General features: G+C 66.9%; 2 protein-coding genes. Both read right to left on the bottom strand.

The window, feature by feature from the left end; genetic code table 11:
• Positions 1-198: AMP-binding protein (locus IH50_RS43395; RefSeq protein WP_324617174.1), on the bottom strand; the 198-nt coding region annotated here is incomplete at its 3' end.
• Positions 128-1,141: condensation domain-containing protein (locus IH50_RS0136780; protein WP_234328342.1), on the bottom strand; the 1,014-nt coding region annotated here is incomplete at its 5' end. The genes IH50_RS43395 and IH50_RS0136780, both read right to left, overlap by 71 nt.

Consider the following 1,141-nt stretch of genomic DNA (forward strand, 5'->3'; position numbering starts at 1 on the left):
GATCGCCGTGATCATCTCCACGCCACGCGGCAGGCACAGACCCACCACCGACTCCGCACCCACACCCTGACCCACCAGATAGTGCGCCAGACGATTCGCACGAGCATCCAGCTCCGCGTACGACACCTCAACACCGTCGGCGACCACCGCCACCGCATCCGGAGCACGCACCACCTGCGCCTCGAACCCGGCCACCACCGAACCCGAAGGCAACCGCCTCCAGCACCCGCACGAAACGCTCCGCAAGCCGCCCAGCGGTCCCCGCCTCGAACAGATCGGCCGCAGCCGTCAGCACACCCCGCAACCCCGCCGCAACACCCTGACCCGCGAACGTCTCCTCAAGACTCAGCGACAGGTCGAACTTCGCCGCCGCCGCACCAGCGGCCAGCTCCTCCTCCACCTCACCGACCTCGACACCCGGCAACACCAACGAAGCCTCACCGGTGTTCTGCAACGTCAGCATCACCTGGAACAACGGATGCCGGGACAACGAACGCGCCGGCGCCAACTCCTCCACCAGACGCTCGAACGGCACATCCTGATGCGCGAACGCGGACAGACCCGCCTCCCGCACCCGCCCCAGCACATCCCTGAACGCCGGATTCCCCGACAGATCCGTACGCAGAACCAGCGTGTTCACGAAGAACCCGACCAGATCATCCAGAGCGACATCCGTACGACCCGCGTTCGACGACCCGATCGGAACATCGGTACCCGCCCCCAGCCGGGACAGCAGCACCGCCAGCGCACCCTGCACCACCATGAACGGCGTCACACCCTCGGCCCGCGCCAGCTCCACCAGCCGCGCATGCACCTCCGCCGACACATCGAACAGCACACGATGACCCCGATAACTCGCCACCGCAGGACGCACACGATCCACCGGCAACGCCAGCTCCTCCGGCACACCAGCCAGCGTCTCCCGCCAATACGCGACCTGACGCGACAGCACACTCTCCGGATCACCCTCGTCGCCCAGCAGCTCACGCTGCCACAACGCATAATCCGCGTACTGAACCGGCAACGGCTCCCACCCAGGAACCCGACCCGCACACCGCGCCTCATACGCAACAGCCAGATCACGAGCCAACGGCCCCATCGACCAGCCGTCACTCGCGATGTGATGCACCACCACGAGCAG

The organism is Streptomyces sp. NRRL S-37 (assembly GCF_000721605.1).
Classification (GTDB): Bacteria; Actinomycetota; Actinomycetes; order Streptomycetales; family Streptomycetaceae; genus Streptomyces.